The 24,048-nt window shown below is 68.5% G+C and carries 21 protein-coding genes and 1 tRNA gene; 14 read left to right on the top strand and 8 right to left on the bottom strand.

From position 1 onward, the window contains the following. Nucleotides 1-84 precede the first annotated feature (84 nt). Nucleotides 85-1,161, top strand: coding sequence for a histidinol-phosphate transaminase (gene hisC / locus ACRWNM_RS11720; protein WP_431966496.1), 1,077 nt, complete (start codon nt 85-87; stop codon nt 1,159-1,161). A gap of 63 nt (nt 1,162-1,224) precedes the next feature. Here hisC and ACRWNM_RS11715 read toward each other — a convergent pair whose 3' ends face one another. Continuing rightward, the gene (locus ACRWNM_RS11715; RefSeq protein ID WP_431966494.1) at nt 1,225-2,277 is read right to left on the bottom strand and encodes an alpha/beta hydrolase; all 1,053 of its coding nucleotides are present in this window, start codon (nt 2,275-2,277) and stop codon (nt 1,225-1,227) included. A 432-nt stretch (nt 2,278-2,709) separates the two neighbouring features. On the opposite strand from ACRWNM_RS11715, the gene ACRWNM_RS11710 reads away from it, so the two are divergent. Both ACRWNM_RS11710 and ACRWNM_RS11705 read left to right on the top strand, forming a co-directional pair. Then, on the top strand, nt 2,710-3,828 hold the full coding sequence (locus ACRWNM_RS11710; protein WP_431966789.1) for a nitric oxide synthase oxygenase: 1,119 nt from the start codon (nt 2,710-2,712) through the stop codon (nt 3,826-3,828). Between the two features lie 176 nt (nt 3,829-4,004). Continuing rightward, a complete protein-coding gene (locus ACRWNM_RS11705; RefSeq protein ID WP_431966492.1) occupies nt 4,005-4,835 on the top strand; it encodes a phosphatase PAP2 family protein in 831 nt (276 codons plus the stop codon). A gap of 150 nt (nt 4,836-4,985) precedes the next feature. Here the strand turns inward: ACRWNM_RS11705 and ACRWNM_RS11700 are convergent. The 3 genes from ACRWNM_RS11700 to ACRWNM_RS11690 form a co-directional block, all read right to left on the bottom strand. Beyond that, nucleotides 4,986-5,070: transfer RNA gene (locus tag ACRWNM_RS11700), tRNA-Ser, on the bottom strand. Nucleotides 5,071-5,094: 24 nt separating this feature from the next. After that, the gene (locus ACRWNM_RS11695) at nt 5,095-5,505 is read right to left on the bottom strand and encodes a MarR family winged helix-turn-helix transcriptional regulator (protein ID WP_431966787.1); all 411 of its coding nucleotides are present in this window, start codon (nt 5,503-5,505) and stop codon (nt 5,095-5,097) included. A gap of 122 nt (nt 5,506-5,627) precedes the next feature. Then, the gene (locus ACRWNM_RS11690) at nt 5,628-6,803 is read right to left on the bottom strand and encodes an alpha-hydroxy-acid oxidizing protein (RefSeq protein ID WP_431966490.1); all 1,176 of its coding nucleotides are present in this window, start codon (nt 6,801-6,803) and stop codon (nt 5,628-5,630) included. Nucleotides 6,804-7,038: 235 nt separating this feature from the next. On the opposite strand from ACRWNM_RS11690, the gene ACRWNM_RS11685 reads away from it, so the two are divergent. Next, nucleotides 7,039-8,049 carry an NAD(P)H-quinone oxidoreductase gene (locus ACRWNM_RS11685; RefSeq protein ID WP_431966488.1) on the top strand — a complete coding sequence of 337 codons (1,011 nt, stop codon included), beginning with the start codon at nt 7,039-7,041 and terminating at the stop codon, nt 8,047-8,049. A 52-nt stretch (nt 8,050-8,101) separates the two neighbouring features. Here the strand turns inward: ACRWNM_RS11685 and ACRWNM_RS11680 are convergent, their stop codons facing one another. After that, on the bottom strand, nt 8,102-9,304 hold the full coding sequence (locus tag ACRWNM_RS11680) for a cysteine desulfurase-like protein (RefSeq protein WP_431966486.1): 1,203 nt from the start codon (nt 9,302-9,304) through the stop codon (nt 8,102-8,104). Nucleotides 9,305-9,733: 429 nt separating this feature from the next. Here ACRWNM_RS11680 and ACRWNM_RS11675 point away from each other — a divergent pair, with 429 nt between their 5' ends. The 7 genes from ACRWNM_RS11675 (at nt 9,734) to ACRWNM_RS11645 (ending at nt 16,375) form a co-directional block, all read left to right on the top strand. Beyond that, on the top strand, nt 9,734-10,336 hold the full coding sequence (locus ACRWNM_RS11675) for a bacterial proteasome activator family protein (RefSeq protein ID WP_431966484.1): 603 nt from the start codon (nt 9,734-9,736) through the stop codon (nt 10,334-10,336). 252 nt (nt 10,337-10,588) lie between these two features. Beyond that, nucleotides 10,589-11,425 (top strand): galactan export ABC transporter permease subunit Wzm/RfbD, encoded by an 837-nt coding sequence (wzm, locus tag ACRWNM_RS11670; RefSeq protein ID WP_431966785.1) that lies wholly within the window; start codon nt 10,589-10,591, stop codon nt 11,423-11,425. Between the two features lie 11 nt (nt 11,426-11,436). Beyond that, on the top strand, nt 11,437-12,288 hold the full coding sequence (gene wzt, locus ACRWNM_RS11665; RefSeq protein WP_431966482.1) for a galactan export ABC transporter ATP-binding subunit Wzt/RfbE: 852 nt from the start codon (nt 11,437-11,439) through the stop codon (nt 12,286-12,288). Continuing rightward, a complete protein-coding gene (glfT1, locus tag ACRWNM_RS11660) occupies nt 12,285-13,280 on the top strand; it encodes a galactofuranosyltransferase GlfT1 (protein WP_431966480.1) in 996 nt (331 codons plus the stop codon). The genes wzt and glfT1 overlap by 4 nt, the downstream gene beginning before the upstream one ends. A 246-nt stretch (nt 13,281-13,526) precedes the next feature. After that, nucleotides 13,527-14,573 (top strand): ribosome small subunit-dependent GTPase A, encoded by a 1,047-nt coding sequence (rsgA, locus tag ACRWNM_RS11655; protein ID WP_431966478.1) that lies wholly within the window; start codon nt 13,527-13,529, stop codon nt 14,571-14,573. A gap of 157 nt (nt 14,574-14,730) precedes the next feature. After that, nucleotides 14,731-15,582, top strand: coding sequence for an SDR family oxidoreductase (locus ACRWNM_RS11650; RefSeq protein ID WP_431966476.1), 852 nt, complete (start codon nt 14,731-14,733; stop codon nt 15,580-15,582). Nucleotides 15,583-15,754: 172 nt separating this feature from the next. After that, nucleotides 15,755-16,375, top strand: a complete 621-nt coding sequence (locus ACRWNM_RS11645; protein ID WP_431966474.1) for a hypothetical protein — start codon at nt 15,755-15,757, stop codon at nt 16,373-16,375. Nucleotides 16,376-16,418: 43 nt separating this feature from the next. Here the strand turns inward: ACRWNM_RS11645 and ACRWNM_RS11640 are convergent, their stop codons facing one another. Next, nucleotides 16,419-18,317 carry a glycosyltransferase gene (locus ACRWNM_RS11640; RefSeq protein ID WP_431966472.1) on the bottom strand — a complete coding sequence of 633 codons (1,899 nt, stop codon included), beginning with the start codon at nt 18,315-18,317 and terminating at the stop codon, nt 16,419-16,421. Nucleotides 18,318-18,444: 127 nt separating this feature from the next. Next, nucleotides 18,445-19,011, bottom strand: a complete 567-nt coding sequence (locus ACRWNM_RS11635; protein WP_431966470.1) for a GtrA family protein — start codon at nt 19,009-19,011, stop codon at nt 18,445-18,447. Nucleotides 19,012-19,119: 108 nt separating this feature from the next. Here ACRWNM_RS11635 and ACRWNM_RS11630 point away from each other — a divergent pair, with 108 nt between their 5' ends. Both ACRWNM_RS11630 and ACRWNM_RS11625 read left to right on the top strand, forming a co-directional pair. Continuing rightward, the gene (locus ACRWNM_RS11630; RefSeq protein WP_431966468.1) at nt 19,120-20,109 is read left to right on the top strand and encodes a glycosyltransferase; all 990 of its coding nucleotides are present in this window, start codon (nt 19,120-19,122) and stop codon (nt 20,107-20,109) included. Beyond that, entirely contained in the window at nt 20,106-21,773 is a 1,668-nt protein-coding gene (locus ACRWNM_RS11625) for a DUF2142 domain-containing protein (protein ID WP_431966466.1), read from the top strand. Before ACRWNM_RS11630 ends, ACRWNM_RS11625 begins: the two co-directional genes overlap by 4 nt. A gap of 120 nt (nt 21,774-21,893) precedes the next feature. Here the strand turns inward: ACRWNM_RS11625 and rfbB are convergent, their stop codons facing one another. Beyond that, on the bottom strand, nt 21,894-22,904 hold the full coding sequence (gene rfbB / locus ACRWNM_RS11620; RefSeq protein ID WP_431966464.1) for a dTDP-glucose 4,6-dehydratase: 1,011 nt from the start codon (nt 22,902-22,904) through the stop codon (nt 21,894-21,896). A 303-nt stretch (nt 22,905-23,207) separates the two neighbouring features. Here rfbB and ACRWNM_RS11615 point away from each other — a divergent pair, with 303 nt between their 5' ends. After that, nucleotides 23,208-23,927 carry a hypothetical protein gene (locus ACRWNM_RS11615; RefSeq protein WP_431966462.1) on the top strand — a complete coding sequence of 240 codons (720 nt, stop codon included), beginning with the start codon at nt 23,208-23,210 and terminating at the stop codon, nt 23,925-23,927. Nucleotides 23,928-24,048 lie beyond the last annotated feature (121 nt).

The following is a 24,048-nucleotide window of genomic DNA, read 5'->3' as shown; positions in this document are numbered from 1 at the left end:
GCCCGTCGCCGGCCCGCGGGTGGCCGCGGCCGAGGCGGAGGTACGCCGGGGCGCGGCTCGCCCCGGGCCATTTAGGGTGGAGGGGTGACAGCGCGCATCCGGCCCGACCTCTCCGCCATCCCGGCCTACACGCCCGGGCGCAGCCATCCGGGCGCGGTCAAACTGGCCAGCAACGAGACCACCCTGCCCCCGCTGCCCGCCGCGGCGAAGGCGATCGCGGAGGCGGCCGAGCTCGCCCACCGGTACCCGGACAACCAGGCGAACGAGCTGCGCGCCGCGCTGGCCGAGTTCCTCGGGGTCACCACCGAGCACGTCGCGGTCGGCTGCGGCAGCGTCGCGCTGTGCCAGGAGCTGGTCCAGATCACCTGCGCCGCACCGGCCGACGAGGTGCTGTTCGCCTGGCGCTCGTTCGAGGCGTACCCGATCGTCACCCAGGTGGGCAACGCGACGGCCGTGCAGGTCCCGCTGACGCCGGAGCTGACGCACGACCTGGACGCGATGGCCGCCGCGGTGACCGACAACACCCGGCTGATCTTCGTCTGCAACCCGAACAACCCGACCGGCACCGCGCTGGGCCGCGAGGCGCTGATCCGTTTCCTGGACGCCGTCCCCTCGCACGTGCTCGTCGTGCTGGACGAGGCGTACTACGAGTACCTGCGGCTCACTCCGCAGGATCGGCCGGACGGCGTCGAGCTGGCCCGCACCCGGCCGAATGTGATTGTGCTGCGCACTTTCTCGAAGGCCTACGGGCTCGCGGGCCTGCGCGTCGGCTACGCGGTCGGCGATCCGGAGGTGATCGCGGCGCTGATGAAGGTGCACATCCCGTTCAGCGTGAACCGGGTGGCCCAGGCCGCGGCGATCGCCTCGCTGGAGGCGCGCCACGAGCTGCTGGAGCGCACCGACGCGGTGATCGTGGAGCGCGATCGGATGCGCGCGGCGCTGCGCGCGGCCGGTTACGCGGTGCCGTCGAGCGAGACCAATTTCGTCTGGCTGCCGCTGGGCGCGCGCAGCGCGGAGTTCGGCGAGGCGAGCGCGGAAGCCGGTGTGCTGGTGCGGCCGTACGGGACGGATGGCGTCCGCGTGACGGTCGGCGATCCGCACGAGAACGACCGGTTCCTCGACTTCGCCACCGATCCCGGCGTGCTGGCGCGCTTCGCCTGAGATCGGGCGCGACCCCGGTCGGCGTCCGAGCGAGGTCGCCGGGTACGACCACGCCCCGCGGCGTCAGCGGATCGCGGGGTACACCGTCGGCCACGAGGCGGCGAGTTCGTCACCCCAGTACGGCCACGAATGCGTGCCCGTGGCACGGAAATTCGCGGTGACCGGAATGCGGAGCGAGGTGAAGCGGTCGACCAGCCTGCGGGTGCACGCGTTCGTCGCGGCCTCCAGCGGTCCGCCGAATCCGATGGTGCTGACCACGTCCGTCTTGCCGGGCACGTCGTACTTCCCGGGGATACCGCTGCCGACGGACAGATAGATCGCCTTGCCGCGCAGCGCGTCCGCGTGCAGCACCACGTCGTGGGCGAGCCAGTCCGGATGCCCCTCGGAGCCGAACATGTTGTCCGGCTCCCCCTGATAGGTGGCCACCACGGCACGGGCCTGCGCCTGGCCCATATCGGTTCCCGTGGAGAAGCATCCGCTGTGCGCGGCCACCGCACGGTAGAGCTCCGGCCTGCGGAAGGCGAGCATCATCGCCGCCTCCGCACCCATCGAGACGCCCATGATCGCGTTGCGGCCGTTGCCCTGGAATTCCGCGTCGATGAGCGGCGGAAGTTCCTTGGTCAGGAAGGTTTCCCAGCGGTTGGTGCCGAGCACGGGATCGGGGCGCTGCCAGTCGGTGTAGAAGCTGGCCGGACCTCCGACGGTGAACACCACGTTCACGTCTTTGTCTTCGTAGAAGCGGTCGGCGTGACCGAGTTCGATCCAGTTGTTGCTGTCGGCTTCGGCGCTGCGCCCGTCCAGCATGTAGACGGTGGGCCTGCTGTGGTTCTGGTCGCGCGGCAGCAGCACCTGCACCTGCACGGTGCGGCTCATCGCGGGCGATTTCACGAACACGCGGACTCTGCGATCGGTGATCGGTTCGACGCGCTCGATCGAGGGCGTGTCGGCAGGCGCGGTGGTCGGCTCGGCGGCGCCGGGGCCGTCGGAAGACCCGGTGCTCGGCTTGTCGGGCGCGGCCACCGTGGGAGGTGCTCCGACCCCAGCCGCACCCGTGAGCAGTGCGGCGCTCATGGCGACGACCGCGAGCCGTCGCCGCATCCAACGCCGAGACAGCATGCCTGCCATGGTGCCAGATGGCGTGCGGCCCACTCGACCCGCGATACGGGATTCGAATGATTTGTGACGAGCGCCACTTTCGCGGTGCGGCGCCCGGCGAGGCGAAGTGCGAATACTCCGAATTCGGGCACACCGCCAGCACACTCGCCTTACGCTGCGTCTCGGGCGCTTCTTGGCACGTCGATGGGGACCGCCATGACCGGACACAGCCACGACCCTGACAGAGGTCGGCATTCGGCACGCCCGCGTCCGCACCGTCCGACCGGTTTTTCGGCAACGCGAGGGCTAATCCGCCCGGTTCTGCTAACACACACCCGAGCACCACCGAACAGATCGGTGTGCCGGCCGCGCCGCGCGCGCGACTTCTCTGCTCGATCGATGTCTGTTTGCCGCAGTACCTGATGCCCGACCGGAGAAAAGACCGTGAACCACGTGTTGCCCGTTCCACCGTTCGAAACCGCCACCGACACCCAGCCTTTCGACCCCGGGCTGGCCCGCCGCCTGCGCGAGTGCGACGACTTCTTCCGACAACCGGAACTCGCCCACCTGAACGCCCATCGCCGCCGCAACGCGCTGGACCAGCTGCGCCAGACCGGCGCTTATGTGCAGACCGCCGAGGAGATCCTGATCGGCGCTCGCTTGGCCTGGCGCAACCATGCCCGCTGCGTCGGCCGAAAGCATTGGCGCTCACTGAAACTGCTCGACGCGCGGCGCGTCCGCTCGGCGCGCGACCTGGCCGAGGTGTGCTGGCAGCATCTGCACATGGCGACCAATGGCGGCGCGGTGCAGTCCATGATCACCGTCGGTCCGCCGCGCCAGGGTGACGGGCGCGAGTACCGCATCGTCAGCCCGCAGTTGCTGCGCTACGCGGGGTATCGCAACGGCGACGGGACAGTCACCGGCGACGCGGCCAATGTCGCGCTCACCGAGTTCGCCAGGAAGCTCGGCTGGCGCGGCGCGGGCACGCCGTTCGATCTCCTTCCGGTGCTGATCAGCACGCCCGACGAGCCGATAAGGTGGTTCGAGGTGCCGCGCGAGCTGGCCAGGGAGGTGGAGATCGAGCATCCCGATTTCGACTGGTTCGCCAAGCTCGGCCTGAAATGGCATGCGGTGCCCGCGGTTTCCAATATGAATCTGGAGATCGGCGGCGTCACCTATCCGTTCGCGCCGTTCAACGGCTGGTACGTGGGCACCGAGATCGGCGCGCGCAATCTCAGCGACACGAACCGCTACAACATGCTGCCGCTGATCGCCGACATGATGGGCCTCGACACCTCGCATCCCCGCACCCTCTGGCGCGACCAGGCGTCGATCGAACTGAATCGCGCTGTCCTGCACAGCTATCGCAAGGCAGGCGTGCACATCGTCGACCACCACACCGTGGCGAAACAGTTCTGCGAGCACGCCGAGAAGGAGAAGGCCGCAGGCCGCGCCTGTCCCACCGATTGGAGCTGGATCAACCCGCCGATCTCCTCGGGCCTGACCCCGACCTTCCACCGCTACTTCGACCCGCCGGACGACGATATCCGCCCCAACTTCGTCCGGCGCTGAGTCCGTTCGCTTCGCCTGCCCCGCGGGTCCCTCCCTTCGGACCCGTGTCGGCCCTTGCTGTCTCTCGGGTCACACACGGGCTTGCCGACGAGCCGATGCTGTTACGGTAAACGGAGAATGCACCTCCGGTTAAACATTTCGGCGGATCTGTTCAATGGCGAAGGAGGCCACGGGCGATGGTGGCTGTCGGATTTCCCGGTCCGCATCTGGAATTCGGCCTCCCGGCCACCGGAGCGCTCGACCGTGTGCGGTCGGCGGTGCACGGCCGCGGCGGCGAGGCGGTTCGACAGCTGGCTCTGATCACCGTGCTGTATCTCGGGTACCGCGCCGGTCGGCTGATCACCGCCGACGACACCGAGCGCGCCCTGGGCAACGCGCACGCGCTGCTCGATGTCGAAGACCGGCTGGGATTCCTCGCGGAGACCACCGTGCAGAGGCCGTTCCTGCACTGGGATTTTCTCGCCGTCCCGGCGAATTTCTATTACGCGACGGCGCATTTCACTGTCGCCGTCGCGGTGATCGTATGGCTCTGGGTCTTCCGCCCACGGCACTACCGCATGACCCGCAACCTCATGGTCGGCCTGACCGGCGCCGGGTTGCTGCTGCACGTGCTGTTGCCGCTCGCGCCGCCACGCATGCTGCCGGAACGCGGTTTCGTCGACGTGGCCGCGCTGCACGGCCAGTCCGTCTACGGCCCTTCGGAATCCGGCGGTCTGTCGAACCAGTTCGCGGCGATGCCGTCGCTCCACGTCGGCTGGGCGCTGCTGCTCGCTGTCGCCGTGGTGGCCGCGACACGCACCAGCTGGCGCTGGCTCGCCCTCGCCCACCCCACGCTCACCACGGTCATCGTGATCGGAACCGGCAACCACTACTGGCTGGACGCCATCGTCGCCGTCCTCCTGCTGGCCGGAGCAGCGGTGCTGCACCGGCTGCTCGTCCCCGCCGCCGCCACGCTGTGGGACACGAACGAAGCTGCCGCACAGCCCCTATGGTCAGCCCGACCATAGACCCGAGTCCCATGGTCGGCCCAACCATGGATGGGTTGGGGGTCCGGGGGCAAAGCCCGCCGGGCGGGGTGTGGGGGTTGCACCCGCACAAACATTGCGAAACGAGCCCGGCTCATGCCCTCCATGAGCATGAGCCAACGACGAGTGGGGCGGAGACGGAGGGATTTGAACCCCCGGTCGCTCTCGCGACGCTCGCTTTCAAGGCGAGTGCATTCGGCCGCTCTGCCACGTCTCCAGGCCCACGATCCTAACGGACGGTTCAGTCGGCTCGCTCGCCGATTATCTTGTCGACGCGGTCGAACACTTCGCCGATCACGGCGAGCTGTTCGGGGACGAGCAGATCGATGAAGTCGTTGCGGACGGCTTCGACGTGGCCGGGGGCGGCGGCTTCGAGTCGGCGCATGCCCTCGTCGGTGAGTTCGGCGACGACGCCGCGGCCGTCCTCTTCGCAGGTGTTGCGGCGCACCATGTCCTGCGCCTCCATGCGCCGGATCTGATGGGTGAGCCTGCTGCGGGAGGAGAGCACACCGTCCGCGAGTTCGCTCATGCGCAGCGAGCGGCCCGGCGCCTCGGACAGCAGCACCAGGATTCGGTACTCGGCGAGGCTGAGGTCGCTGTCGCGCTGCAACTGCCGGTTCAGCGCCGTCATCAGCCGCTGATGACCGTCCATGTAGGCGCGCCACGCGCGCTGCTGCGTCGGGCTCAGCCAGCGAGGTTCGGGCGTGCGACCGCTTGGTTCGGGATCCACCGCCCTATTCTAAACAGCCCTGAACTGGGCAAACCCCGATTCGTTCACCGAGCGGCGGCGATCATGCCGCGGTTCAGATCGGCCACCTTCGCGCATCCGGAGAGCCCGAGCACCGAGTCCAGATCGGCGAGCAGCAGCCGCAGCGCGTGCCGCGCGCCGTCGCGGCCCGCGATGCCGAGACCGTAGGCGTACGGCCGCCCGTACAGCACGGCCTTGGCGCCGAGCGCCAGCGCGATCAGCACGTCGGAGCCGCTGCGCACGCCGGAGTCGAACAGCACGTCGGCACGGTCACCGACGGACGCGACGACCGCGGGCAGCGCGTCGAGCGCCGCGATGGACCCGTCCACCTGGCGGCCGCCGTGGTTGCTGACCACCACCGCGTCGGCGCCCGCGTCCACCATGAGGCGAGCGTCGTCCGGGTGCAGCACGCCCTTCACCGCGATCGGCAGATCGGTCCATTCGCGCAGGTGAGCGAGGTCGGCGGGGCGTAGGTTGTGGTTGCCGAAGAGCCCGACCCAGGTGAGGATCGCCACCCGCATGGCGTCCTCGCTCTCCTCGGGCGGCGTCGGCAGCTTCGCCAGGAACACCGGGTCGGACAGGTAGTTGGCGATGCCCTTGCCGTGCAGGAACGGCAGGTGCGCGAGCTGGAGATCCTGCGGCCGCCAGCCGAGGGTGGGGGTGTCGACCGTGACCACGATCGCCTTGGCGCCCGCGCGCTCGGCCCGCTGCACGAACGAGCGCGCCAGCTCCGGATCGTTGGGCCAGTAGAGCTGATACCACCATTCACCCGCGGCCGCGCCGACCTCCTCGATGGTGGACGACGCCGCGGTGGACAGCACCGACCCGATCCCGAGTTCCTTGGTGACCTCGCCGACGATCACCTCGCCGCCCTCGTGCATCAGTTCGAGCACCCCGATCGGCGCGGTCAGCACCGGCGCCGCCAGCCGGGTGCCGAGCACCTCCACCGAGAGATCGCGCGCGCCGGGCCCGGTGGTGCCGCGCAGCATGCGCGGAACGATCCGGTATCTGTCGAAGGCGGCGCGGTTGGCCGCCGCGGTGCGCTCGGCCGACGCGCTGCCCGCGACGTAGGCGTATTCGGCAGGCCCTAGGACTTCCTTGGCACGCTGTTCCAACCCGGCGGCCGTCATGGGCAGCTCGGGCACGATGCCGCCCAATCCGCCCAGGTAGATCTCGTTTTGGAAGTCAATGAAGCTGCTCACGCGGGGAACGCTAGTCCGTTGTGTCCGTTCCCGCAGGACGCTGAGCGAATCCACGGCTTTCACCGACCGGGCAAGTCCACGGCGCTCGCCGACCGGGCAAGTCCACGGCGCTCGCCGACCGGGCAAGTCCACGGCGCTCGCCGACCGAGCAAGTCCACGGCGCTCGCCGACCGGGCGAACCCACGGCGAGCGGGTCGCACGGATGCCGCGGTGAGCGGCGGGGCACTATGGGCTGATGCGTGCGATCGAGCTGAAAGAATACGGCGGACCCGAGGTGCTCACGTGGGGCGAGGCCGCCGATCCGGCGCCGGGCCACGGCGAGGTGTCGATCGATGTGGTCGCCGCGGGCGTGAACCGCGCGGACCTGCTCCAGCGCCGAGGTTTCTACGCACCGCCCGCGGGCGCCAGCGAGATCATCGGTCTGGAGTGCTCGGGCGTCATCGCCGAGGTCGGCGAGGGCGTGCGGGACTGGCGGGTCGGCGACCGGGTGTGCGCGCTGCTGTCCGGCGGCGGGTACGCCGAGCGGGTGGTCGTCCCCGCGGGCCAGGTGCTCCCGGTGCCGGAAGGCCTGGATCTCGCTGCGGCGGCGGCGCTCCCGGAGGTGGCGGCCACGGTGTGGTCGAACCTGGTGATGACCGCCGGTCTGCGCGCGGGCCAGCTGGTGCTGATCCACGGCGGCGGCAGCGGCATCGGCACGCACGCCATCCAGCTCGCGGTGCACAAAGGCGCGCGGGTGGCGGTCACCGCGGGCTCGGCCGAGAAGCTGGCGCGCTGTGCCGAACTCGGCGCGAGCGTGCTGATCAACTATCGCGAGGACGATTTCGTCGCCGCGGTCCGCGCCGAGCAGTCCGGCGCGAACGGCCCCGGCGCCGACATCATCCTCGACAACATGGGTGCCGCCTACTTGTCCCGCAATGTCGAGGCATTGGCCGAGCACGGTCACCTGGTGGTGATCGGCATGCAGGGCGGGGTGAAGGCCGAGCTCGACCTCGGTGCGCTGCTGTCGAAGTGGGGTTCGGTGCACGCGACCAACGTGCGCAACCGCCCGGCCACCGGCACGGGAAGCAAGGCCGAGATCATCGCCGAGGTGCGCAGGCACGTCTGGCCGCTGATCGCCGACGGCACCATCGTCCCGGTGATCCACGCCGAGCTGCCGATCGCCGAGGCCGCCGAGGCGCACCGGATGCTGGATGCCGCGGACACCTTCGGCAAGGTCGTGCTGCGCGTGCGCGAGGACGGGAACTGACCTTCGCGGGCTGATACGTCTCGAGAGCCGGACGCGGCCTCGAGACCCCGGCTCATTCCAGCGCGGCGAGCGCGCGGCCGAGCTGGTCGATCTCGAATCTGGTTGTGTAGGGCGCGAGTCCGACGGTCACGGCGCCGCCCTCGTCGTTGACGCCGAGCGCGTCGAGCAGCCTGCTCCCGCCGTGCACGCCGCTGAGCGTGCCGATGCGGGCGTCGGCCAGCTTGGCGGCGATCTTCTCCGCCTGCATGCCCGCCATGGTGAAACTGACGGTCGGGATCCGCGTCGAGGCACGGCCGATCACGGTCAGGCCGGGGATCTTGTCCAGCACGTCCATCAGGTGCTCGAAGAGCTGGTCGTGGTAGTCCTGCAGCGAGGTGATGGAGATTTCCAGCCGCTCGCGGCGGGTGCCGGTGGCCCGCTCGTCCAAGCCCGCGAGGAAGTCGATGGAGGTGGTGAGCCCGGCCAGCAACGCGTACTGGTGCCCGCCGACCTCGAGCCGTTCGGCGCCCTTCGCGTACGGGTTCAACGACATCGAGGGGATCCGGTCCAGGAACGCGGGATCGCGGAAGACCAGCGCGCCGATCTGCGGCCCGCCCCACGCGGGTGCGCTCAGCGCGACCACGTCGGCATTGAGCTCGTCGATATCGATGAGCGCGTAGGGCGCCGCGCCGAACGCGTCGGCGACAAGCAGACCGCCCACCTCGTGCACCCGGTCGGCGGCGACCCGCACGTTGGGCGCGGAGCCGACGATGGGTGAGGCCGCGGTCAATGCCACCAGTCGGGCCGTCGGCCCGATCAGCTCCTCGAACTGCCAGGACGGCATCTCGCAGGTCTCGATCTCGACCTCGGCCCAGCGCACGTGCGCGCCGTAGCGGTTGGCGATGCGCAGCCACGGCGCGACGTTGGCCTCGTCGTCCAGGCGGGACAGCACGATCCCGGTGCCGAGACCGAGCCGGGAACTCAGCGATTCCGCGAGCCAGGCCAGCAGCACCGCCCGATCCGGGCCGAGCACGACGCCCGCCGGATCACCGCCGACCAGATCGGCGACGGCCTCGCGGGCGGCGTCCAGGATGGCCGCGCTGCGCACCGCTGCGCCGTTGCGGCCGATGTGCGAGAACGACGACGTGCGGAAACCCGTTGACACGGCACGAGATACCGAATCCGGGACAAGCATGCCCGCCTGTGGATCGAGATGGATCCAGCCGTCGCCCAGGGACGGTATCAGGCCCCGAACCCTCGCGACGTCGTAAGTCATGCTGGCCACTCTAAGGGCAGCGGGCAAGCCTGCGTAACCGCCTTCCCCTCCTGGCCTGCTCGCGAAGGAGGCGGAACGGCACGCCGCGCGGACCGGACGACGGACGGCCGCTGCGGGCTCGACACCGACCTCGACCTGGGATTTCGCCCCGGGCTCCGCCGGTATGGGCGCGGCCGCGCGAGGCAGGGCCGAGAGAGAGGGGACCGCTCCGTGCACAGTCGCTCGGAACCGGACCGTTCAGGACTGGGCGCCGATGCGCGGCGACGCAGCGACCCGGGAATCAGCATGGCAACCGACTTTCAGCAAATCCGAACCACACGGACCCGAACAGAATAGTCGGCGTCGTCCAGCCGCGGCACCGGCCCGGCCACCTTCCACCCGGACGTGCCCGTTTAGCGCGTCCGCCGACAACGCGACATGATAGGGAACATGACGCACTCGGATGAGTCACCCGATTCCATCGTCGTGGTCGGACCCGACGGGCGGCCGCTGGTCATCCCGGCCGACGCGGGCACCCCGCTGACCGGACAGGTGGTCACCGACGGCGACGAGAAGGCCGACGACGAGAGCGACCACGACGACGCCGGCGAATCGCTCGCCGACATGGTCGAGCAGCCCGCCAAGGTCATGCGCATCGGCACCATGATCAAGCAGCTGCTCGAGGAGGTGCGGGCGGCTCCGCTCGACGACGCGAGCCGCAGCCGGCTCAAGGAGATCCACAAGTCCTCGGTACGTGAGCTCGAGCAGGGCCTCGCCCCGGAGCTTCGCGACGAACTCGAGCGGCTGACCTTGCCGTTCACCGACGACGCCATTCCCTCCGACGCCGAGCTGCGCATCGCGCAAGCCCAGCTGGTCGGCTGGCTGGAGGGCCTGTTCCACGGCATCCAGACCGCACTGTTCGCCCAGCAGATGGCCGCTCGCGCGCAGCTCGAGCAGATGCGCCAAGGCGCGCTGCCGCCCGGTATCCACACGGTGGACCCGCGCGGCGGGCGCGGCGACCAGGTGACGGGCGGTTCCGGACAGTACCTGTAACCCAGCTTGGTGGGTGACGAGTTTCCCCGGTCCAGCGTGTGCCAGCGGACCCGGTGCGAGGATGCAGGGGTAGGGTCGAGCACCGTGCCCGCCGCTGCCGCTCGCCCCGACTCCGATGAGAGTACGGCGCGTCCTGAAGAGAGCCCAGTGCGTTCAGATGACAGCTTGCGTTCCGACAGTCCCTCGACCGCCGAAGAGCATCCGGTGAGTGCCGAGAGCACCGCGCCGGAGCAGCCGAGCGAGACCGAGGCGATGACGCCGCTGGTCTCCGACTCGCAGACCTTCCGGCGCGCGATCAAGGACATGCGCGACGGCTTCGGCCAGCGCGAACTATGGCTGTCGCTCGGCTGGCAGGACATCAAACAGCGCTACCGGCGCTCGGTGCTCGGCCCGTTCTGGATCACCATCGCGACCGGCGTGCAGGCCGCGGCGATGGGAATCCTCTACGCGACGCTGCTCGGTCAGCCGCTGCGCGAATACCTGCCCTACGTGACCGTCGGGTTGATCGTCTGGAATGTGATCCAGGCGAGCATTCTCGAGGGCTCGGAGGTGTTCATCGCCAACGAGGGCCTGATCAAACAGCTTCCGTCCGCGCTGAGCGTGCACGTGTACCGGCTGGTGTGGCGGCAACTGTTGTTCTTCGCCCACAACATGGTCATCTACCTGGTGCTGCTGGCGGCGTTCGGGATATGGGAGAACCTGCGCTGGTCGAGCCTGCTGGCGATACCGGCGATCGTTTTGATCTTCCTCAATTCCATGTGGGTGTCGATCGTGTTCGGCATCTTCAGCACCCGGTACCGCGATATCGCGCCGATTCTCAGCAGCACCACGCTGATGCTGTTCGTGCTGACGCCGGTGATGTGGACGACCAAGACCTTGGAAAGCCAGATCGGCGCGGCGAGCGAACGAGCCAGGCTGGTGGAGATCATCCCGACCTTCCACTATCTGGAAATCGTGCGCGCTCCCCTGCTCGGTGAACCGCAGGAACTGCGGCACTGGGTGATCGTCGGCGCGATCACGGTGGTGGGCTGGATCGTCGCGGCCTTGGCCATGAAGAAGTACCGTTCGCGCGTACCGTACTGGGTATAGGAGCCGCAGCGATGAGCCGTGTGAGTATCGAAACCCGTCAGGCGTGGGTCGAGTTCCCGATCTTCGACGCCAAATCGCGGTCTCTGAAAAAGGCGTTCCTCGGCAAGGCGGGCGGCGCGATCGGTCGCAACCAATCCGACGTCGTGGTGGTCGAAGCGCTGCGCGACATCACGCTGTCGCTGAAGGAAGGCGACCGGGTCGGCCTGGTCGGCCACAACGGCGCGGGGAAATCCACGCTGCTGCGGCTGCTTTCGGGCATCTACGAACCGTCCCGAGGCAGTGCGCGCATTCGCGGGCGGGTGGCGCCGGTGTTCGACCTCGGCGTCGGCATGGACCCGGAGATCTCCGGCTACGAGAACATCATCATTCGCGGGCTCTTCCTCGGCCAGACCCGCAAGCAGATGCTCGCCAAGATCGATGAGATCGCCGAGTTCACCGAGCTCGGCGAATACTTGCAGATGCCGTTGCGCACCTATTCGACCGGTATGCGGGTGCGGCTGGCGATGGGTGTCGTCACCTCCATCGACCCGGAAATCCTGCTGCTGGACGAGGGTATCGGCGCGGTCGACGCGGAATTCATGAAGAAGGCCCGGCTGCGTTTACAGGAACTCGTCGCGCGTTCTGGCATTCTGGTATTCGCCAGCCATTCCAACGAATTCCTCGCTCAGCTCTGCGATTCCGCGCTGTGGATCGATCACGGACAGATCCGGTTGCGCGGCGGCATCGAAGAGGTGGTGCGCGCGTACGAGGGTCCGGACGCCGGAAACCACGTCGCGACCGTGCTGAAGGAAATGGCAGCGGAGCGGGCGGCGACCGAAGAGTCCGAGGACAGCGCACGAGAACTGGAGCGAAACAACGCATGAACGAGCCGACCGGGCAAGACGCCCCGATCACCGCTGGGGCGCAGGCCCCGGTCGACTCGACCGCACCGGAGCGGGTGTACACGCCGACCGACACCGGTCCCGGCGCCCGCATCATCGCCGTCGTGGTCACCCACAAGCGTCGTGACCTGCTCGCCGAATCGCTGAAGGTCGTCACCTCTCAGTCCCGGCCGGTCGATCACCTCATCGTGGTGGACAACGGCAACGAGCCCGAGGTCGCCGAACTGGTCGAGCAGCAGCCGATCGAGTCCACCTACCTGGGCTCGGCGCACAACCTCGGCGGCGCGGGCGGCTTCGCGCTCGGCATCCTGCACGCGCTGACCCAGGGCGCGGACTGGGTGTGGCTGGCCGACGACGACGGACGACCGGAGGGCGCCGAGGTGCTGGCGACCCTGCTCGACTGCGCGAACCGGCACGGGCTCGCCGAGGTCTCCCCGGTGGTCTGTGATATCGACGACCCGGACCGGCTGGCCTTCCCGCTGCGCCGCGGCGTGGTGTGGCGGCGGCTGCGTTCCGAGCTCGGCGACGAGGACTTCCTGCCCGGCATCGCGTCGCTGTTCAATGGCGCGCTCGTCTCCGCGAAGGCGGTCGACCTGATCGGCGTGCCCGACCTACGCCTGTTCGTGCGCGGCGACGAGGTCGAGGTGCACCGCAGGCTGGTCCGCTCGGGCCTACCCTTCGGCACCTGCCTACAGACGGCCTACCTGCATCCCAACGGCGCCGCCGAATTCAAGCCGATCCTGGGCGGCCGGATGCACACCCAGTACCCCGACGATCCGGTGAAGCGCTACTTCACCTACCGCAACCGCGGCTATCTGATGGCCCAGCCCGGTATGCGCAAACTGTTGCCGCAGGAGTGGATTCGCTTCTCCTGGTTCTTCCTCGTCACCCGCCGCGACCCCGCAGGCCTGCGCGAATGGTTCCACCTGCGCTCGCTCGGACGCAACGAACAGTTCGGCAAGCCGGACAAGTAAGCGGTCCATCGCCGGGGGTCGATAAATCGCTTGCGGGGGCTATCGGGGTCTGGCAAGGTTCGGGGAGTTCCCGGTTCGAGCCGGGTGAGATCAGAAGGGAGGAGGTGGAGATCGTGACGACGAACGTTCGGGTTGTCGTGCCCGTGCGCGCCGCGCTGCCGCGTGCCGCCGCACCGCACTCCACCTCTATTACCCCTCGCTGAACCTCGGTCGGGTTCGGCGCCCGACGAATGGATTCTTCCCATCATGGTCGACTACGACCTGCTCGTCCCTTACGGCTGGACGGAAGCCGTAGCCAACGAATACGCCGCGCTCATCGATGACGGTTGCGTGCCCGCCAGGGTGATCCGGATGGATCGCAGCGAATGCGAGGTCGCGACGCCGGACGGCTCGACGCGGGCCCGCTGCCCGCGCGCGGATGCCGAGCCGAACGGATTGTGCACCGGCGACTGGGTGACCATCGACGCGCAGCGCAATGTGCGCGCGTTGCTGCCGCGCCGCTCGGCGATCGTGCGTTCCACGGCCTCACGCCGGTCCGAGGGCCAAGTGCTGGCCACCAATGTCGACACCGTGCTGATCTGCGCCCCCGCCGACGGCGACGTGGACCTCGGCCGGATCGAACGGCTGCTCACCCTGGCCTGGGAGAGCAACGCGCAACCGGTCGTCGTGCTCACCAAAGCCGATGCGGCGGAGGATGTTCCGATCGAGGGGGTGCAGGCCGTCGCGCCGGGCGCCACGGTGCTCGCGGTCAGCGCGGCCAGCGGGTACGGCATCGACGTGCTCACCGCCGTGCTGGACGGGACGGTCGCGCTGCTCGGCCCCTCCGGCGCGGGCAAGTCGACGCTGGCCAACGCGCTGCTCGGCGCGGAAGTGTTCGCCACCAACGCCGTTCGCTCGGTGGACAAGAAGGGCAGGCACACCACCGTGCACCGGGAGTTGCGCCCGTTGCCCAACGGCGGGACGCTGATCGACACCCCCGGGCTGCGCGGCATCGGCCTGTGGGACGCCAGCGAAGGGCTCGAGAAGACCTTCAGCGACATCGAATCGCTCGCCGCCGCATGCCGTTTCGACGACTGCTCGCACGAGAGCGAACCCGGCTGCGCGGTGCGCGATGCCCTCGAAACGGGGGCGCTCTCCCAGCGCCGCTTCGACAGTTATCGCAAGCTCGCCAAGGAGAACGCCTGGATGGCGGCCAGGGTCGACAAGCGGTTGCAAGCCGAGCGCGATCGCGCCTGGCGCGGCATCAGAAAACAGCAGCGCCAGATATATCGGGAGCGGGGGTCGCGACGCTGAGCGTCGTGCTTCGCCGCATGCCCGGGAACGAGTGATTCGACGGCCACCCCTCAGCCCCCTATGCAACTGGTTGCATAGGGGGCTGAGTTACGCTTAGCGTGCAAGGCGTGGCGTCGCGGGCGCACCTCGTCCGCGGCACGAACGACAGGAGCAGGCCATGACGGAACCGGGTTCGAAGCCGCTGGCGGGCAAGACGATGATCATGTCGGGCGGCAGCCGCGGCATCGGTCTGGAGATCGCCAAGCGCGCCGCGGCCGACGGCGCCAACATCACGTTGATCGCCAAGACCGATCAGCCGCATCCCAAGCTCCCCGGCACGATCCACACCGCGGCCGCGGAACTCGAGGAGGCGGGCGGGCAGGTGCTGCCGTTCGTCGGCGACGTGCGCATCGACGACTCGGTAGCCGAGGCGGTGCGCCGGACCGTGGAACGCTTCGGCGGCATCGACATCGTCGTGAACAACGCTTCGGCGATCGATCTGTCGAACACCGACGCGCTGTCGATGAAGAAGTACGACCTCATGCAGGACATCAACTGCCGGGGCAGCTTCCTGCTGGCCAAGCTGAGCCTGCCGCACCTACGCGAATCGGCGAAGGCCGGGCGCAATCCGCACATCCTCACCCTCTCTCCGCCGCTGAACCTGGACCCGAAGTGGGCGGGCGGCTCGCTCGGCTACACCATCGCCAAGTACGGCATGTCGCTGACGACGCTCGGTCTCGCCGAAGAGCTGAAGGGCGACGGCATCGGGGTGAACTCGCTCTGGCCGCGCACCACCATCGCCACCGCCGCGGTGCGCAACCTGCTCGGCGGCGAGCAGATGGTCGCCACCTCGCGCACCCCCGACATCTACGCCGACTCCGCCTACCTGGTGCTCACCTCGCCCGCCGAGAAGACCACCGGCAATTTCTTCATCGATGACGAGGTGCTCGCCGCGCACGGCATCACCGAACTGGACAAATACCGCGTGGTCCCCGGCGACGCCGAACTCACCACCGACCTTTTCCTCTGATCCTGGGTCGGCACACAACTTTCGTGCGCGTCACAGGGCCGCCGCGCCGGTGAGGCGCACGAAACGTCTGTGCGGCGGGGCGGTCCTATTGCCTCGGAGAGGCGGGGGGAGAAGTGTGATAGGCACCGGTGGCGCCACCGGGGCGCTGCCCCGAGCACAGAGGAGGTGGACCGTGTTCGCACGTTCTACCACTATTCACGCGCGATCCTCCTCGATAGACGCCGGGATTGCGCACGTGCGCGACGAAACCATGCCCGCGTTGGAGGGCATACCAGGCTGTATCGGGCTGTCGTTGCTCGTCGACCGGCAGTCCGGGAAATGCATCGCGACGACGGCGTGGGAAACCGAGCAGGCGATGCACGACAGCGCGGTCCGGGTCCGTCCGATCCGCGAGCGCGTAGCCGAAATGTTCGGCGGCAACGCGGAAGTCGAGGAGTGGGAGATCGCCGTTCTGCACCGCGACCACCGCTCGCGAGAAGGTGCCTGCGTGCGCGCGATCTGGGTGGAAGGCGACCCGAATCGCGTGGATACCGCGATCGACACCTACAAGTCCCGCGCGCTGCCCGGGATGGAAACCCTGGAGGGCTTCTGCAGCGCGAGCCTGATGGTCGACCGGGCCTCCGGGCGCGGCGTCTCCAGCGTCACCTTCGACAGCTCGGAGGCGATGGCCCGCAACCGCGAGCAGGCCGCAGCGATGCGCGAGACCAACACCAAGCACGCGGGCATCCGAGTGACCGAAGTCCGCGAATTCGAGCTGGCGCTCGCACACCTGCGCGTACCCGAATTGGTGTGACCGCCGGGGCGGCGCCGTCGGGACGACGACGCCGCGGCCCAGCTCAGTCGCTGATGCCGTAGAGGCGCTCCCAGTTCGCGCGGCTGGTGAGTTCGGGCATGGCGGCGCGGTACTGCTCTTGCAGGGTGGGCAGTTCCTTGCGCAGGCGGCGCAAGACGTGGAACGTGCGCCGCAGCAGCGCGCGGGCGCGGGCCTTGTCGCGCTGCCTGACCCGGACGCCGGACTGCGAGGCGTCGGTGACCACGACGTGATCGAACAGCGAGACGTGCCACCAGTACGCGTCCTCGCGGGTGACCCCGATCAGGCCGTGCTGGGTGCGGCCGAACCACTGGTTGATCGCGCGCTTGACCAGCACCAGCACCTCCCGGCTCGGCTCGCCGTGCGCCCGGCGCAACTGGATGTCGGCCGCGCGCACCGGCGGCGTCGCGGCCGGGTGCTTGATCGTCTCGCCGTAGTCGGCGCGGCTGGTACGGGCCGCGGCCAGCGCGGCGATACCGCCGTCGCGCAGCACCTTCGGGCCCTCGAGGAAGTCCTCGATGCCCTGCAAGGTCGTGTGCACCAGCCCGTACTGCATGGCGACCAGGTGCTCGGCGATATTGCGGAACAGCTGCTTGGTGATCTTCTTGCCGTCCAGCTCGGCGTGCATGGCTCCGACGATGAGCGAGTTGCGCGTGCTGAAGTAGCGCGCCCAGTCGTCGTAGTCCTTCCAGTAGAAGTCCGCGTGCCAGACCGCCGCGTTGGGCAGCGTGACGGTGACGAACCCGTGCTCCCGCGCGCGCACGCCGTACTCCACGTCGTCCCACTGGAAGAAGATCGGAATCGGCAGGCCGATCCGCGCGACGACCTCGGCCGGGATCAGGCAGGTCCACCAGGCGTTGTAGCCCGCGTCGACGCGGCGCTCCTGGTTCTTCTTCAGCATGCTGGTGTTGCGCAGCGCCTTGGGCACCTTCTGGCCGTGCCGCAGGTCGTGCAGGTGCACTTCCTCGGCGCCGACGTTGAGGTAGTCGGGGTTGAGCAGGAACAGCATCTGCGCGCCGACCAGCGTCGGTTCCACCGTCATGTTGGCGAAGGCGTTGAGCCGCAGCACCGTTTCCGGTTCGCAGAGGATGTCGTCGTCCATCAGGATGACGTCGGCGTGCTCGTTGACCGCGGAGACCTCGTAGAGCCCGCGCGTGAAGCCGCCCGCGCCGCCCAGGTTCGGCTGACGGATGTAGCGCAGCTTGTCACCGAAGACGGGCTGCACCTCCTGGTACCTCGGCCGGTCCTGCACCAGGTCGGTGCCCTGGTCCACCACGTAGATCGCGTCGATGGCGGCGAGCACGGTGGCGTCGGAGGCCAGCGCGGCCACCGTCTCGGCGCAGTCCGCGGCGCGGTTGAAGGTGCAGATCGCGATGGCCACCGGGCGAATGCGCTCGGGAGCGACGGAGGACCAGGTGAGTTCGGAGATGCCGAGCTCACCGCCGTCGGCGTCGAACTCCAGCCACATCGCGCCGCCGTCGACGTACTGGTCCAGCGGCGCGGTCATGGTGAGCGGACCGCTCGCGTCGACCGTCGCGGTGTCGATGATCCTGCGGTGGCCCGCGATGTCCGAGGCGACCAGCCTGATCCTGGCCTTCTTCGTGACGTCGAGCACCATCGTGGCGCGGACCTCGGTGACGATGGTCCAGCGCTGCCAGTAGCTGGCCGCGAACCGGCCGAAGTAGGTGTTGGTGTGGGCGGTGGCGCCCTTCTCCAGGTGCAACGCGAGTCGTTCGCGCGTCGAGCGCCCCTTGACCACCGCGTAGAGTTCGTCGCTCACCTTGGCCGAGGGACCGGTGAAGATGCCACGCTGCAGGACCAACCTGTCCGGGGCCCGGTGATCGGCACGCAGCGAAGCGGGCGCGGCAGCGGGCGTGGCGTGATCGTTCGATTCGGTAACGGCCTGGGTAGCCGACTGCTCCATGAAGTCCTCGAAATCCTCATTTATTGCCGACGGGACAGACACGTCCCTGGATACCGTGCGCGGCGGGAGCGAGGATATCAACCGACGTCGGACGCCGCCCGTCCAGCAACCAGGGGTACCTCACCCGCTATTGTTGCTGATCGTTTGCTGATTCGCCGGTAAAGACGAACTTGTCATAGGCCCAATACCGGAAGACCACCGCGACGATCTGGCCGACGAGCGTTCCCGAGATGTTGTCCGACAGCGGGCTCGACAGGTCGAGCACGTAGCGGGAGAAGCCGAGGCAGCCCAGTTGCAGGCCGATGGCGACCACGTTGAACACCGCGTAGAGCAGATACTCCCGCGCCGGATTTCCGGTCTGCTGATGACCGAAGGTCCACCACTTGTTTCCGAAGTAGGTCACCACCGTCGCGACCGCGATCGCGATGATCTTGGCCGGCAGCGGCGCGTGGTACAGCACGCCTTCGCCGCCCCAGAACACCAGCGCGTTGTAGGTGCCCGCGTCGACGAGGAACCCGATCGCGCCGACCACCAGGAAGGCCGCGCCCTTGCGCAGCGCCCCGACCACCTTCGCGGTCAGCGGCTCGCCCGCGGCGGCGGTGACGGCGGACTCGGGCGCGGACTGCGCGGGTTCGTCCTGCGCGGATCGAGTGGAGCGCTCGGGAGCGGACACGGGCTGCTCGGGGGAAGACACCGGGCGACGGTACCCCAGCACCCGAATGCCTCGGGTGCGCGCCGGAGGCCGCAAGCCATGTACCCTCCCGGTGTTCCCCATTACGCCGACATCGAGGAATGACCCCGGGTGGACTCCACCGAGCTTCGTATTGCCGCCGTGGTCCCGTGCCACAACGAAGAGGCCTCGGTGGCCAAGGTTGTCGCCGACCTCCAGGCCGCCGTGCCGGGAATCGTCGTCTACGTTTACGACAACCTGAGCACCGACCGGACCTCCGAACTCGCCCGCGAGGCAGGCGCGATCGTCCGCCAGGAACACACCAAGGGCAAGGGCAACGTGGTGCGGCGGGCCTTCGCCGACATCGAGGCCGACGTCTACCTGATGATCGACGGCGATGACACCTACGAGGCGGGCGACGCCCCGCGGATGATCAAGACGCTGCTCGACGGCCCCTACGATCACGTGCTCGGCGTGCGCAAGCAGGACGCCACCGGCACCGCGTACCGCGCGGGCCACGAGACCGGCAACCGGGTGCTCAACGGCGTGGTCGGCAAGGTGTTCGGCGAGAACGTCGAAGACATGCTCAGCGGTTTCCGGGTGTTCTCGCGCCGCTTCGTCAAGAGCTTCCCCGCGGTCTCCCGCGAGTTCGAGATCGAGACCGAACTGACCGTGCACTCGCTGCACCTGCGGGTGCCGCAGACCGCCGTGCCGGTCGGCTTCCGCGATCGCCCGGCGGGCAGCGAATCCAAGCTGCGCACCTATCACGACGGTTTCAAGATCCTCGCGCTGATCGTCGGCCTGGCCAGGCACGAGCGACCCGTCGCGTTCTACGGGCTGTTCGGCACGCTGAGCTGGCTGATCTCCATCGTGCTCACGATCCCGATCGTCATCGAATTCACCAGGACGCACGAGGTCCCCCGCTTCCCCACCCTGTTCCTCGGCTTCACCCTGCTGCTGCTCGGCAGCCTGGCCTGGACCGCGGGACTGATCCTCGACGGCATTCGCCGTTCCCGGCACGAGGCCGCGCGCCTGGTCTACCTGCGGTACTCGGCTGTCGCCGCGGACGACGACCCGTTCCGAAACGGCGGTGACGCGCAGACCCGTGGGAACGCGCGGTGACCACGTCCGCCGATCGCGGCACCACCGAGAAGACCGAAGCAGGCACGGCGGCGCCCAACGGGGCGGGCCCCGAGGACGGCGCGGCGAGCCCGGCCGACCGGACTGAAGCGACGCCCGCACCCGAGGGCGAAGCCGTTGCGCGCGAACAGGATTCGGCCGCCGCTCCGAAGTCGGCCGGCGCGGTCCGAAAGGCCGGGCGCGCCATCGTGACTCGCTTCGGCGCGGCGACTGTCGCTTTCGCCGTGCTCATCACGCTCTTCGGCACGTTGTTCGCTGTGCTCACCCCGCCGTTCTGGGGCCACGACGAGATCACCCAGTTCGGCCGCGCCTATCAGGTCGCCTACGGCGGGTTCCTGCCGCAGCGGATCCAGGACGATCGCGGCCTGGCCTACGGCGGCGACGTGCCCGCGAGCATCGACGAACTGATGGGCTACTCGTTCCGCGACTACCAGGACAACCCGGAAGAGCCGGGCGCGATGGTGTCCGATCCTGGCGTGTACGACCGGCTGAAGAGCGCCCAGGTCGATTCGCCGATGGAGCCGGTCTGGTTCACCAACACCGCCGCCTACTCCCCCGTGCCGTATGTGCCCGCCGCCGTCGGCATCCGGGCCGCCGCGCTGTTCGACCTCGACGTGGGCGCGATGGTGACCCTGACCAGGCTCGCGGGTCTGCTCGGCTATCTGGTCGTGGTCGGTTTCGGCCTGTACGCGCTGCGCGCCCACCGGGTGCAGTGGCTCGCGTTCACCGTCGCCGTGCTGCCGATCGCGGTATTCCAGGCGGGCACGGTCACCGCCGACACCCTCACCAACGCCTTGGCGATCATGGTGTCCGCGCTGCTGATCAAGGCGCTGTTCCTCGGCAACGGACTGACCCGCACCGAGACGGTCGCCCTGCTCGGCGCGACGGTGCTGCTTCCGGTCAGCAAGCCGACCTACGTGCTGCTCGCCATGCTGGTGGTGCTGGTTCCGGTGGACCGGTTCGCGTTCTTCGGCGCCGCGGCGGGTTCCGGCTTCACCTGGCGACGACTCGTGCCGTGGGCGTTCGCCGGCGCGGGCGGGCTCGCCTTCGCGGTCTGGATGAAGATCGCCGCGCCGACCGGCGACGGCATGAGCCTGATGCGCCCGCGTCACCAGTGGTACACCGTCAAGCCCGGTGAACAACTCGGCGAGATCCTCGGCGATCCGCTGCACTTCCTGAACGTCTTCGGCGACAGCATCTTCTACCGCGATCAGCGCTGGTTCACCCAGTTCTTCGGCGAACTCGGCTTCGCCTACATCGACGTACCCGCCATCGCGGTGCTGGCCTGCCTGCTCGCCTTCGCGTTGAGCATCGGCATCGCGGACCGGATGAACCCGCGCACCGCCACGTTCGTGCGCACGCTGATCGTCGCGCTCACCGTGGCGGCCAGCGTCGCGATGATCTACGTGACGCTGTACATGTCGTTCACGCCGGTCGGCTACTACATCATCGACGGCGTGCAGGGCCGCTACTTCGTGCCGCTGGCGCTGATCGCCTTCGCGGCGCTGCTGCGCTGGATGCCGTTGCGGCTCACCGACGCCCGGGGAAAGACCCCGGCGTGGGGCGCGGCCGTCACGATCGTCGCCGCGAGCTCGGTCGCGCTGATCGCCTCGGTCGCGAAGTACAGCACGATCGTCTGGGGCTGATCCCCGCCCGCTCGCGCCCCGCACCGTTGCGCTGAATTTCTGCGCGGCAGCGCTCGACTGTTTCCGCACCGCGGCGCTGAATTCCCGCCTACGCGGCGGCGTACTGCGCGGCCGGTCGGTTCACACCGAGCCCAGGGTCCGCTCGCCCGCCGCCGCGTAGGCGTGTTCGGTCGCGGCTTTGTCCGGGCGCCACCAGGATTCGTTGTCGCGGTACCACTGGATGGTGGCCGCCAGACCCGCGCGGAAGTCGGCGTAGCGCGGCTCCCAGCCGAGTTCGGTGCGCAGCAGCGTGGCGTCGATCGCGTAGCGCTGGTCGTGGCCGGGACGGTCGGTGACGTGGTCGAAATCGTCGGGATCGCGATCGAACGCCTCGAGCAACATTCGCACCACGGTCTTGTTGTCGAGTTCGCCGTTCGCGCCGATCAGGTAGGTCTGGCCGACGCGGCCGCGGTCGAGGATGTCCCAGACCGCCCGGTTGTGGTCGTCGACGTGGATCCAGTCGCGGATCTGATGACCCGCGCCGTAGAGCCGGGGACGCACGCCGTCGATCAGATTGGTGATCTGGCGCGGGATGAACTTCTCCACGTGCTGGTACGGCCCGTAGTTGTTGCTGCAGTTGGACAGCGTCGCGCGTACGCCGAAGGAGCGGGCCCAGGCCCGGACCAGCAGATCGCTGGACGCCTTCGTCGCGGAGTACGGGCTGGACGGGTTGTACGGGGTGCGCTCGGTGAAGGCGGGCTCGTCGGGGGTGAGGTCGCCGTACACCTCGTCGGTGGAGACGTGGTGGTAGCGCACGTCGTGGCGGCGCACGGCCTGCAGAAGGGCGTAGGTGCCGACGATATTGGTCTGCACGAACGGCCACGGCTCGGTCAGCGAGTTGTCGTTGTGCGATTCGGCGGCGAAATGGACCACCGCGTCGACCCCGCTGACCAGTTCGTCGACCAGGTCGAGATCGGCGATATCGCCGTGCACGAAATCGATTCGGTCGGCGACCGGTTCGAGCGACGCCTTGTTACCCGCGTAGGTCAGGGCGTCCAACACGGTTACGGTCGCGTCGGGTCGCTCGGCCACGGTCTGGTGGACGAAATTCGCACCGATGAAGCCGGCACCGCCGGTTACGAGCAATCGCACCCCACGACTTTACGTGGATCGGGTCGCGAGCTCTATGACGGTGGGCTATGAAAGGTATGAGCGATCTTGACAGCACGCCTGTGACCTTCGTCTCACTACTTTTCGGTAGAAAGTGACGACCGGTTTGGTTCGCCGCCGAAAACCCTGTTCCGCGTGTACGTTTCCGGAAACGCACAGTGCTGTGAGTCGCGATGGTGAACAAAATTTGAATTAACGGTCACAACCGGTTCACCACGCGTTAGCTGGTCTAGATTTCGATCGTCTAGTCCCCTCCGAACGCTTCACATCGAGGTTCCAAACAAAATGCTGATGAGGAAATTCGCCGCCACGTCGGCGCTGCTGATCGCCGCGCTCGGCGTCACCGCGGGCACCGTCAACGCGGCCCCCGAGGCCCCGGCCGCGCCCGGCGCCATCAACTTCACCGCCAAGTCCACCGACACCCAGTCGATCATCACCCTCGACTCGGGCTCGCTCGTCGTCGAAGACGCCGCGCTGAAGGTCAAGGCTGCCGATGGCACAGTTGTCGCCGGAACCCCGCTGACGTTCCGCGTCGACGAGTTCGAGTTCCCGATCGCCGCGGAGATCTCCGACCGCACCGCGACCTTGACCCCGCAGCTCGATGTCGACAAGGCCGTGTACAAGCCGGTCGCCCTGCCCTACGAGGACAAGGCGCCGTGGAAGAACGAGTACGACCGTGAGCTCGCCGCGTTCAACCGCATGAAGGACACCATCGGCATGGGCGCCACCATCGGCACCCTGGTCGGCGGCCTCGGCGGCGGCGCCGTCGGCTGTGTCCTCGGCGGCATCGCTGGCGCGACCGTCGCGTCGGCCACCATCGTCGGCCTGTTCGGTCCGTTCATCCCGGCCGCTGCCCTCGGCTGCATCGGCGGCATCCTGGCCGTGGGCGCCCTGGGTGCTCTCGCGGGTCAGATCTTCGTCACCGCCCCGGTGGCCATCGGTGCTGCGATCCAGTACTTCACCACCATCAACCAGCCGTTCGTGGCTCCGGCGCCGGCCAAGTAATTCCGAACGGCTTGCCGCACAACTGAACACGCGCGACTGAGTCGCGAAACAGAAAGCCCCGCCCGGTTCGACCGGGCGGGGCTTTCGCGTGCCTGGCGGCGTTACCCGCACGCAGACATGC

This window comes from Nocardia sp. bgisy134 (assembly GCF_965341865.1).
Lineage (GTDB): Bacteria > Actinomycetota > Actinomycetes > Mycobacteriales > Mycobacteriaceae > Nocardia.
The sequence above is the reverse complement of the archived record's forward strand: the minus strand, read 5'-3'. Positions and strand labels throughout refer to the sequence as shown.

Coding starts and splice junctions, on each gene's coding strand:
- ACRWNM_RS11695 (WP_431966787.1), bottom strand. CDS start 5,505: ATGGACGGTCATCAGCGGCTGATGACGGCGCTGAACCGGCAGTTGCAG.
- ACRWNM_RS11640 (WP_431966472.1), bottom strand. CDS start 18,317: ATGGAGCAGTCGGCTACCCAGGCCGTTACCGAATCGAACGATCACGCC.
- ACRWNM_RS11650 (WP_431966476.1), top strand. CDS start 14,731: ATGACGGAACCGGGTTCGAAGCCGCTGGCGGGCAAGACGATGATCATG.
- ACRWNM_RS11680 (WP_431966486.1), bottom strand. CDS start 9,304: ATGACTTACGACGTCGCGAGGGTTCGGGGCCTGATACCGTCCCTGGGC.
- ACRWNM_RS11715 (WP_431966494.1), bottom strand. CDS start 2,277: ATGCTGTCTCGGCGTTGGATGCGGCGACGGCTCGCGGTCGTCGCCATG.
- rsgA (WP_431966478.1), top strand. CDS start 13,527: ATGGTCGACTACGACCTGCTCGTCCCTTACGGCTGGACGGAAGCCGTA.
- glfT1 (WP_431966480.1), top strand. CDS start 12,285: ATGAACGAGCCGACCGGGCAAGACGCCCCGATCACCGCTGGGGCGCAG.
- ACRWNM_RS11685 (WP_431966488.1), top strand. CDS start 7,039: ATGCGTGCGATCGAGCTGAAAGAATACGGCGGACCCGAGGTGCTCACG.
- ACRWNM_RS11675 (WP_431966484.1), top strand. CDS start 9,734: ATGACGCACTCGGATGAGTCACCCGATTCCATCGTCGTGGTCGGACCC.
- wzm (WP_431966785.1), top strand. CDS start 10,589: ATGACGCCGCTGGTCTCCGACTCGCAGACCTTCCGGCGCGCGATCAAG.
- wzt (WP_431966482.1), top strand. CDS start 11,437: ATGAGCCGTGTGAGTATCGAAACCCGTCAGGCGTGGGTCGAGTTCCCG.
- ACRWNM_RS11615 (WP_431966462.1), top strand. CDS start 23,208: ATGCTGATGAGGAAATTCGCCGCCACGTCGGCGCTGCTGATCGCCGCG.
- ACRWNM_RS11705 (WP_431966492.1), top strand. CDS start 4,005: ATGGTGGCTGTCGGATTTCCCGGTCCGCATCTGGAATTCGGCCTCCCG.